The 10000-nt window shown below is 52.3% G+C and carries 8 protein-coding genes (1 of these 8 cut by a window edge); 7 read left to right on the plus strand and 1 reads right to left on the minus strand.

What is annotated here, in order from left to right; translation table 11 throughout:
* The 6 genes from dnaA (at position 1) to gyrB (ending at position 6486) form a co-directional block, all read left to right on the plus strand.
* Entirely contained in the window at positions 1 to 1347 is a 1347-nt protein-coding gene (gene dnaA, locus ACZF99_RS00005; protein ID WP_483607967.1) for a chromosomal replication initiator protein DnaA, read from the plus strand.
* A 356-nt stretch (positions 1348 to 1703) separates the two neighbouring features.
* Complete coding sequence (dnaN, locus tag ACZF99_RS00010) at positions 1704 to 2846, plus strand: DNA polymerase III subunit beta (protein ID WP_483607969.1); 1143 nt, start codon at positions 1704 to 1706, stop codon at positions 2844 to 2846.
* Positions 2847 to 2880: 34 nt separating this feature from the next.
* The gene (gene yaaA / locus ACZF99_RS00015; protein ID WP_483607971.1) at positions 2881 to 3105 is read left to right on the plus strand and encodes a S4 domain-containing protein YaaA; all 225 of its coding nucleotides are present in this window, start codon (positions 2881 to 2883) and stop codon (positions 3103 to 3105) included.
* A gap of 57 nt (positions 3106 to 3162) precedes the next feature.
* Positions 3163 to 4275, plus strand: a complete 1113-nt coding sequence (gene recF / locus ACZF99_RS00020) for a DNA replication/repair protein RecF (RefSeq protein ID WP_483607973.1) — start codon at positions 3163 to 3165, stop codon at positions 4273 to 4275.
* Between the two features lie 16 nt (positions 4276 to 4291).
* Entirely contained in the window at positions 4292 to 4540 is a 249-nt protein-coding gene (remB, locus tag ACZF99_RS00025) for an extracellular matrix regulator RemB (RefSeq protein ID WP_483607975.1), read from the plus strand.
* A 41-nt stretch (positions 4541 to 4581) separates the two neighbouring features.
* Positions 4582 to 6486, plus strand: coding sequence for a DNA topoisomerase (ATP-hydrolyzing) subunit B (gyrB, locus tag ACZF99_RS00030; RefSeq protein WP_483607977.1), 1905 nt, complete (start codon positions 4582 to 4584; stop codon positions 6484 to 6486).
* A gap of 80 nt (positions 6487 to 6566) precedes the next feature.
* Here gyrB and ACZF99_RS00035 read toward each other — a convergent pair whose 3' ends face one another.
* Positions 6567 to 7358: a YheC/YheD family protein gene (locus ACZF99_RS00035; protein ID WP_483607979.1), complete on the minus strand. Its 792-nt coding sequence runs from the start codon at positions 7356 to 7358 to the stop codon at positions 6567 to 6569.
* Positions 7359 to 7695: 337 nt separating this feature from the next.
* On the opposite strand from ACZF99_RS00035, the gene gyrA reads away from it, so the two are divergent.
* Positions 7696 to 10000, plus strand: the 5' portion of a protein-coding gene (gyrA, locus tag ACZF99_RS00040) for a DNA gyrase subunit A (RefSeq protein WP_483607981.1). 218 nt of this gene lie beyond the right edge of the window; 2305 of the gene's 2523 nt are visible here — the first part of the coding sequence; its start codon is at positions 7696 to 7698; its stop codon lies beyond the right edge, outside the window.

Below are 10000 nucleotides of genomic sequence, written 5' to 3' on the forward strand. Positions count from 1 at the left end.
GTGGACAGCCATACTTCGGAAATATGGCAACATATTTTATCGATTATTAATACGAAATTGAGCAAACCCAGCTTTGACACCTGGTTTAAAGCGACCAAGGTCGTCTCTTTGACCGATCAGTCGATCGTGATCTCCGCTCCGACCACGTTCGCGGTGGAATGGCTGGAAAGCCGCTACACCAAACTGGTCGCAACAACCGTGCTTGAGGTGATCGGCAAGCAGGTCGACGTCTCTTTCGTGATCGAGGAGTCGGCCCCGCCCGAGCAAGCTCAAGTTTATAAGGAACCTCCCGCTCCCGTCCCAAGCGAGGAAAGCGTTTCCCATATGCTTAATCCGAAGTATACGTTCGACACCTTCGTCATTGGCTCCGGCAATCGCTTTGCCCATGCCGCCTCCCTGGCGGTCGCCGAGGCGCCGGCGCGGGCGTACAATCCGCTGTTCCTCTATGGCGGCGTGGGACTCGGCAAGACGCATCTGATGCATGCGATTGGCCATTACATTTTGGAACACAGCCCCAGCAGTAAAGTCGTGTACATTTCCTCCGAGAAATTTACGAACGAATTCATCAACTCCATCCGGGACAATCGTGCGGAAAGCTTCCGCAACAAATACCGCAATATCGATATTTTGCTGATCGACGACATTCAGTTTCTCGCCGGCAAGGAATCGACCCAGGAGGAGTTCTTCCATACGTTTAACGCGCTGCATGAAGAGCGCAAGCAGATCATTATCTCCAGCGACCGGCCGCCGAAGGAGATTCCGACGCTTGAGGAGAGGCTTCGCTCCCGGTTTGAATGGGGATTAATCACCGATATCCAACCGCCGGATTTGGAGACCCGGATCGCCATTTTACGCAAGAAAGCCAAAGCGGAAAATCTTGATATTCCGAATGAAGCGATGATGTACATCGCCAACCAAATCGACACGAACATTCGCGAGTTGGAAGGGGCGCTGATCCGGGTCGTCGCCTACTCTTCCTTGATCAATCAGGACATCACGACCCATCTGGCCGCCGAGGCGCTGAAGGACATCATCCCGTCCAGCCGCCCGAAGATGATTACGATCCAGGACATTCAGCAAAAAGTCGGCGATTATTACAATTTGAAGCTGGATGACTTCAAGGCGCGCAAACGAACGAAGGCGATCGCGTTTCCGCGGCAAATCGCCATGTATCTGGCCCGGGAGCTGACCGACTTCTCGCTGCCGAAGATCGGCGATGCGTTTGGCGGCCGCGACCATACGACGGTCATCCACGCGCACGAGAAAATCACCCAGCAACTCAAGACGGATCAAGAGCTATTCAAAATCGTCAACAACATTACCGAAAAAATAAAAAGTGCCACCTGAATAAGGGATAAGCCTATGCACATGATATTCACATGTGGATAGGCTTCATTTCATCTTTTTTTGGTTGTTATCCACATATTCAGTGTCCCTACTACTTCTTCTAAATTTATTAAAGATATATACATCTTCATAAACGGCGCAAGAGCCACCGGCTTCGAGGAAGCACTGCTCACGACCGGACTCTTGTCCCGGTGAAGAAGAAGAGAGCCTGAAGCGCCTCAAACCGTACATACCTTTAAGTTATGCTTCGGAGGCGAGGAATATGACAGCTCCAACCCTTCCGGAGTAAAAGTCAGTTTTATTGCGACGATAATCATAGAAGCCTATGCTTCATAAAACGTTTAGGAGTTGAATTTATGAAAATCCGTATTTTGAAACATGATCTCAATGAATCGATCCAACATGTGTCCAAAGCGATTTCAAGCCGAACGACGATTCCGATTTTGACCGGGATCAAGCTGGATGTAAACTTCCAAGGGATGACCCTGACCGCCAGCGATACGGATATTTCCATTCAGGCTTTTATTCCCGCCGAGGATCAGGAGAAGCAAATCGTACAGGTAGAACGTCCGGGCAGCGTTGTATTGCCTGCGAAGTTTTTCGTCGAAATCATCAAGAAGCTTCCGTCTTCCGAGATCGAAATGGAAGTGCAGGATGGATTCCAAACCTTCATCCGTTCCGGATCGACCGATATCCAAATGGTGGGTCTTGATCCGGAGGAATTCCCGGTGCTGCCCAGCATCGAAGAGAATCAGGTCATTTCGATTCCCGGCGATTTATTGAAGAATATGATTCGGCAAACGGTCTTCTCTATTTCCACGAACGAAACCTCGCCAATTCTGACCGGGATATTGTGGAATTTGGCGGATAGCCAATTCAAATTCGTCGCGACGGACCGCCACCGTTTGGCCAGTCGGATTGCCGGGCTGGACGACGCCGATGGCGTAAGATTCAGCAATATCGTCATCGCCGGCAAAACGCTGAATGAGCTCAGCAAAATCATCCCGGATCAAAATACGCGCGTCGAGATCGTTGTCGCCGATAACCAAGTTTTATTCAAGATCGATCGCGTGCTGTTTTATACTCGCATTCTCGACGGAACTTATCCGGATACTTCCAAGATTATTCCGACCACTTATAAAACAGAACTCGTGCTGGACACGAAAAAGCTAAGCGATTCGATCGACCGCGCTTATTTGTTGTCCCGCGAGGAGAAGACAAACATCGTACGCCTGCAGACGCTGGAAGACGGTACGATCGAAATTTCCTCCAGTTCCTCCGAGCTGGGGAAGGTAACCGAACAGCTGGATGTGGCCCAGTTTACGGGGGATCCGCTGCGCATTTCCTTCAACTCGAAATACATGCTGGACGTGCTGAAGGTCGTGGAAAGCGAGCAGCTGCACATCGGTTTTACGGGCGCGATGAGCCCCATCATCATCAAGCCGGTGGATGACAGCCAGAGCCTCTATCTAATCCTGCCCTACCGCACGACGAACTAGTCCGCTTTATGAAGATAAAAAAGGAGCTAACCCGATGAAAATAATTTCCATCTCGAGCGAATATATTAAACTAGATTCTTTCCTGAAGCTGGCGGATTGCGTGTCGACCGGAGGGATGGCCAAGGCCGTCCTGCAGGACGGTGCCGTCAAGGTTAATCGCGAGCCGGAGGAACGGCGGGGCCGGAAGCTGTATCCGGGCGATATCGTTGAGGTGGAAGGATGCGGCTCTTTTCAAGTGGCGGGAGAAGAAGCTCCTTGAAGCGTCCTGTCCGGGCCGAGCCGCCCCTGACCGGTGGAAAATGAGGGGGCTTAGAACGTGTTTGTAAATCGTCTATCGCTGCAAGGCTACCGGAATTACGGCACCCTTACGCTAGATTCCTTCGGCGCGGTAAATCTCATCATCGGGCGTAACGCTCAAGGGAAGACCAACCTGTTAGAGGCATTGTTCGTGCTGGCGCTGACGAAATCGCATCGGACGGGCAAAGACAAGGAGCTGATTTCGTTCGGCAGCGACCATGCGGTGGTGTCGGCGGAGGTGGAGAAGAAGTACGGCGCGATTCAACTGGAGCTTCGATTGACGCCGCAGGGCAAGAAAGCGAAGCTGAACGGGCTGGAACAGCGGAAACTGAGCGATTTTATCGGGGCGCTGAACGTCGTGATGTTCGCTCCCGAGGATTTGGAAATCGTCAAAGGAACTCCCGGGGTACGGCGCCGGTTCCTTGACATGGAGATCGGTCAGGTTCAGCCGAGTTACCTCTATCATCTCCAGCAGTACCAGAAAGTGCTGATCCAACGCAACAATCTGCTCAAGCAGGCTTGGGGCGCTGGTTCCGAATTGACGACGATGTTGGACATATGGAATGAGCAGTTGGTAGAGCACGGTGTTAAAATTATCAAAAAACGGAAACAATTTATAAGTAAACTGCAAAAGTGGGCGGAGCACATCCACGAGGGGATCACCGGAGGCGGCGAAACCTTGAAATTGGCTTATCTTCCTTCGTTCGGCGCAGCCGAGGAAGAAGATGAAGCTGTCCTATTGCGGCAATTTATGATAAAGTTATCACAAATGAAAGATCAGGAAATTCGCCGCGGCATGACGCTTTGCGGACCGCACCGCGATGATCTGTCGTTTATTATCAACGGCAACGAAGCGCAGGTCTACGGCTCCCAGGGGCAGCAGCGGACGACGGCATTATCGTTGAAACTGGCGGAAATCGAGCTCATTCACGAAGAAATCGGCGAATACCCGATTCTTCTCCTGGATGACGTCTTGTCCGAGTTGGACCCTTACCGTCAGACCCAATTGATCGAGACGTTTCAGAGCAAAGTGCAGACGTTCATCACGGCTACGGGGATCGAAAGCATCAATGCGAGCCGGTTACAGGACGCCAGCCTTTTTCATGTTCAGGAAGGACAAGTCCAAGGTTAAGGACGGAGGGGAACGAATGTATATTCATTTGGGCGGAGAAAAGGTGATTCTCTCTTCGGAGCTGATTGCGATTTTCGATATTACGATCGAGAAATCTTCAAAAATATCCAAGCAGTTCCTCAGCCATGCGCTTGAGGTCAAGAACGTGGTGCGCATCGGCGAAGAGGAAGCGAAGTCGATCGTCGTAACCCAAAACGAGATTTATTACTCGCCGATTTCCTCCGCAACGCTGAAGAAGAAAGCGAACGTGATTTTGGCGGTTTAGCCTTGAGTTTGATTCTAGAGAAGTAGGTGAAGGCATTGTCAATGAACGAACAAACATATGACGAGAGTAATATTCAGGTGCTTGAAGGCTTGGAAGCGGTACGCAAACGGCCGGGGATGTACATCGGTTCGACCAGCGTTCGCGGCCTGCATCACCTGGTATGGGAAGTCGTAGACAATAGTATCGACGAAGCGCTGGCCGGCTATGCGAACAAAATCGACGTCATCGTTCATCCTGATAACAGCGTAACGGTAGTGGATAACGGCCGGGGGATTCCGGTCGGCATGAACGAAAAGCTGCAGAAGTCGACGCTGGAAGTCGTCATGACCGTGCTCCATGCCGGGGGGAAATTCGGCGGCGGGGGATATAAGGTATCCGGGGGCTTGCACGGGGTCGGCGTCTCCGTCGTGAATGCCCTGTCGACGAAGGTCATCGTGGAAGTTAAACGGGACGGACATGTGTATCAACAGGAGTACCACCGCGGTGTGCCTCAATACGATGTGCGGGTCATCGGCGACACGACCGAAACGGGAACCCAAACGAGATTTTATCCGGATCCGGAGATTTTTACGGAGACGACCGTCTTTGATTTCAATACCCTGTTGACGCGGATTCGCGAACTGGCTTTCTTGAATAAAGGAATTAACATTTCGTTGACCGACGAACGGACGGGGCACATCGAGTCGTTCCATTACGAAGGCGGCATCATGGAGTATGTCCGCTTCCTGAATCAAAACCGCGAAGTCCTTCACGAAGATCCGATCTACGTTGAAGGACAGCGGGACATGATCCAGGTGGAAGTCTCGCTGCAGTATAATGACAGTTACACGGAAAATATTTATTCTTTCGCGAACAACATTCATACGCATGAGGGCGGGACGCACGAGTCCGGCTTTAAGAGCGCCTTAACGCGGATCATCAACGATTATGCCCGTAAGACCGGCATGATCAAGGAGAATGATTCGAATCTGACCGGGGACGACGTCCGCGAAGGTTTGACGGCGATCATTTCCGTCAAAATTCCGGAACCGCAATTCGAAGGACAAACGAAAACCAAGCTGGGCAACAGCGAGGTGCGCGGTATCGTGGAGTCGCTGTTCGCCGAGAAGCTGCAGGAGTTCATGGAAGAGAATCCGTCCGTGTCCCGGCGGATTCTGGAGAAGTCGCTGCAGGCCTCGCGGGCCCGGGAAGCCGCCCGGAAAGCGCGGGAACTGACGCGGCGCAAGAGCGCGCTCGAGGTCAGCGCCCTGCCGGGCAAACTGGCCGACTGCTCCTCCAAAGACGCCTCGATCAGCGAGCTGTATATCGTCGAAGGGGACTCGGCGGGCGGATCGGCCAAGCAAGGGCGGGATCGCCATTTCCAGGCGATTTTGCCGCTGCGCGGCAAGATTCTGAACGTCGAGAAAGCGCGGCTTGACCGGATTCTCGGCAATGCCGAAATCCGGGCGATCATCACGGCGCTTGGTACGGGGATCGGCGAGGAATTCGATATTACGAAGGCGCGGTACCATAAGATCATCATCATGACCGATGCCGACGTCGACGGCGCGCATATCCGCACGCTGCTGTTGACCTTCTTCTTCCGCTACATGCGCAAAATCATCGAAGCGGGATACGTCTATATCGCACAGCCGCCGTTGTTCAAAATTGAACGCAACAAAGTGGTTCGTTACGCTGGCTCCGAGAAAGAACGCGACGAAATCATCGCCGAATTCGGCGAAGGCGTCAAAGTCAACGTGCAGCGTTACAAAGGTCTCGGTGAGATGAATGCCGAACAGCTCTGGGAGACGACGATGGATCCGGAGAGCCGCACCATGCAGCAGGTATCGATCTCCGACGCCATTCAGGCGGACGCGATTTTCGATACGCTGATGGGCGATAACGTCGAGCCGCGGCGCGATTTCATTCATGAGCACGCGAAATACGTAAAGAATCTCGATATCTAGGCGAGAACGAGATGCCATATCAAGCAAAGGCTGTTCCAACCTGGCCGGGGTCTCTCGGCAGACTTGGAACAGCCTTTTTCCTATTTCGCTTTGGTGGATTTGGCCTTCAACCGCCCGTAAGCGACAGCGTAGCGCCGAATTTTTTGGTAGACCTCCTTGGGATGCAGCATTTTGAAAGGGAACAGAGCCGGCTTCGTGTTGACCTCCAGAATCCAAATTTGATGTTGCTCATCGATGGCGATGTCCAGGCCGATTTCTCTCAGCTTGGGAAATTTGCGGGCCAGTTGAAGCGCCGCCTGGACGCCGACCGATTTCATTTCCCGGTATTTCTCGACAAATTCTTTGGGAGTCAGATGAGAGCTGAGCAAATCCTCGATCAGCATCACGCTGCCGCCTCCATGATAGTTGGTGATCACCTTTTGCTGCGCGGCAATTCGTCCGATAAATCCGGTGGTTTCCCAAGTTTTGCGCGGCGTCCGTTGCACAAGGGCGCGGATATCGAACCTGCGGCGGCGATAGGTGAGCAGATGGATGCCTTTTTGAATCAGGTAGGGCTTTTGTCCGATCTTGCCGGTCAGGGCGGCATGCAAATCCTCTACCGTCGGGTACAGCTCGTATTCGATCCCGTGCCTGAGCTTATATTGGAGCGGGCTTCCCGGGGTCAGATCGTCCGTCCAATGCTCAATGCTCATGACACCGATGCCATAGGTACCCTGATCCGGTTTGACGAAGACATAGCCGTACGCCTCGAGCATATCCCGGAGATGCTCGAAGGAGTATTTTCGCGTATCCGGAATGTATGGACGAAGGGATTCCTTCTGGCGGATCACTTTTGTTTTCTCCCACTTGCTTGCGATACGTTGAATCGTCAAATCGTTCCTTCCTTTCTTTCGGGCCGGGGGCGGCCCGTTCTCATCCGCGCGAAAAACATAGGACAGAAGAGAAAAACAATGATATAATTATAAGATATGGGGATTTTATAAGCTTTTTCAGCGATTCAAAGAAAATGCCTATATCCGTAGTGTATGAACGTACGATTCGATGGGAGTGGACACATCCCTATTTTTTTGCTGTCTATATGGATCGTGTTACTAAAGACCGGTCACGTTTAATTAAGCTTGTTTTGTGAAAGTAATATAGTGAAAGTGGCGGTTTTTCGGGCTTTTTCCCATACGAAGGCACGTGGATAGATTATGAAGGAGGTCCAGCATGGCGGAAGAAAAATTCTCTCAAATCATAGATCGGGACATTAATGTGGAAATGCGCGAGTCCTTTATGGATTATGCCATGAGCATTATCGTGAGCCGTGCGTTGCCGGATGTGCGGGATGGTCTGAAGCCGGTGCATCGCCGTATTCTCTATGCGATGTCGGATTTGGGGATGCATCCGGACAAACCGTTCAAGAAATCGGCGAGAATCGTTGGTGAAGTTATCGGTAAATATCATCCCCACGGGGATTCCGCCGTTTACGAGACGATGGTGCGGATGGCGCAGGATTTCTCGATGAGATACATGCTTGTCGAAGGCCATGGCAATTTCGGATCGGTCGACGGCGATATGGCCGCGGCGATGCGGTATACCGAAGCACGTTTATCCAAAATCGCAATGGAAATGCTGCGCGACATCAACAAAGAAACGATCGATTTCATGCCGAACTACGACGGCGAGGAGTATGAACCGGTTGTGCTTCCGTCCCGCTTTCCGAACTTGCTGGTCAATGGGGTATCGGGAATCGCGGTCGGGATGGCGACGAATATTCCGCCGCATAACTTAGGGGAAGTCATCGACGGGGTCCATGCTTTGATCGAGAACCCGGATATTAGTTCGCTGGAATTGATGGATTATATCAAAGGTCCGGACTTTCCGACGGCCGGCTACATCTTGGGCCGCTCGGGGATCCGCCAGGCGTATACGACGGGACGCGGCTCGATTACGATGCGGGCCAAGACCACGATCGAGGAGCACAATAACAAAGCGCGCATCGTCGTGGAAGAGCTTCCTTATCAGGTCAATAAGGCCCGTTTGGTCGAGAAAATCGCCGAATTGGTTCGCGAGAAGAAAATCGACGGCATCACCGACTTACGCGACGAATCGGATCGCAACGGGATGCGGGTCGTCATCGAGCTTCGGCGGGATGTCAATCCCAACGTCGTGCTGAACAATTTGTTTAAGCATACGGCGTTGCAAAGCTCGTTTGGCATTAATATGCTGGCGATCGTCAATAATGAACCGAAGATTCTGACGCTGAAGGACGTTCTGAGCCATTATTTGCAGCACCAGGTTGAAGTCGTTCGCCGGCGTACGGAATTCGATTTGAAAAAAGCGGAAGCCCGCGCGCATATTCTGGAAGGCTTGCGGATTGCTTTGGATCATATCGACGAAGTCATCGCTTTGATTCGTGGATCTAAATCCGATGAAGAAGCTCGCGAAGGGCTGATGACCCGTTTTGGGCTAAGCCTCGAGCAGGCGCAAGCGATCCTCGACATGAGACTCCGCCGGTTGACTGGTTTGGAACGCGAGAAGATCGAGGACGAATATAACGAGCTACTGCAAAAAATCGCCGAATACCGCGAGATTCTGGCCAACGAGCATCTCGTGTTGAAGATCATCGGCGAAGAGCTGCAAGAAATTCGCGACAAGTACGCCGATGAGCGCCGCACGGAAATCACGATCGGCGAGGAAAGCATCCTTGACGAGGATTTGATCCCGCAAGAGGAAGTGGTCATCACGATCACGCATACCGGCTACATCAAGCGGTTGCCGGTAACGACGTACCGCAGCCAGAAACGCGGCGGGCGCGGCGTTGTCGGGATGGACACCAAGGATAATGATTTCGTGGAGCATCTGTTCGTGACGAACTCCCACCATTATCTGATGTTCTTCACCGACCGCGGCAAAGCGTACCGGCTTAAAGCGTACGAGATTCCGGAGCTGGGTCGTACCGCGCGGGGGACGCCGATTATCAATCTAATCCAGATCGAGCAGGGCGAGACGGTGAACGCGGTCATCGAGGTCGAGCGGTTTGACGTAGATAAGTACCTCTTCTTTGCCACGAAGCAAGGTATCGTGAAGAAGACACCGATCGAGGACTATATCAATATCCGCAGAGGCGGCTTGATCGCCGTGAACCTGCGTGAAGACGATATATTGATTGATGTGAAGTTAACCGATGGCAACGAAGAAGTCATTATGGGGACGGCGCAAGGCATGTCGATCCGGTTCCCAGAAAGTGATGTACGTTCTATGGGCCGGGCGGCTACCGGGGTCAAAGGCATTACGCTGGATGACAATGACGAAGTGATCGGTATGGACGTGGTCATTTCCGGCCAAGACGTGTTGATCGTCACCGCTAAAGGCTATGGCAAGCGGACGCCGGTTTCGGAATACCGAACGCAAAGCCGCGGCGGTAAAGGGATCAAGACGATTAACGTGACGGAGAAGAACGGTTCGGTTGTCGGGTTGAAAGTTGTTAAGGATGACGAAGACCTGATGATCATTACCGCGAGCGGCACGC

The organism is Paenibacillus sp. JL3B1040, from assembly GCF_057063165.1.

Coding starts and splice junctions, on each gene's coding strand:
- remB (WP_483607975.1), top strand. CDS start 4,292: ATGTATATTCATTTGGGCGGAGAAAAGGTGATTCTCTCTTCGGAGCTG.
- yaaA (WP_483607971.1), top strand. CDS start 2,881: ATGAAAATAATTTCCATCTCGAGCGAATATATTAAACTAGATTCTTTC.
- gyrB (WP_483607977.1), top strand. CDS start 4,582: ATGAACGAACAAACATATGACGAGAGTAATATTCAGGTGCTTGAAGGC.
- dnaN (WP_483607969.1), top strand. CDS start 1,704: ATGAAAATCCGTATTTTGAAACATGATCTCAATGAATCGATCCAACAT.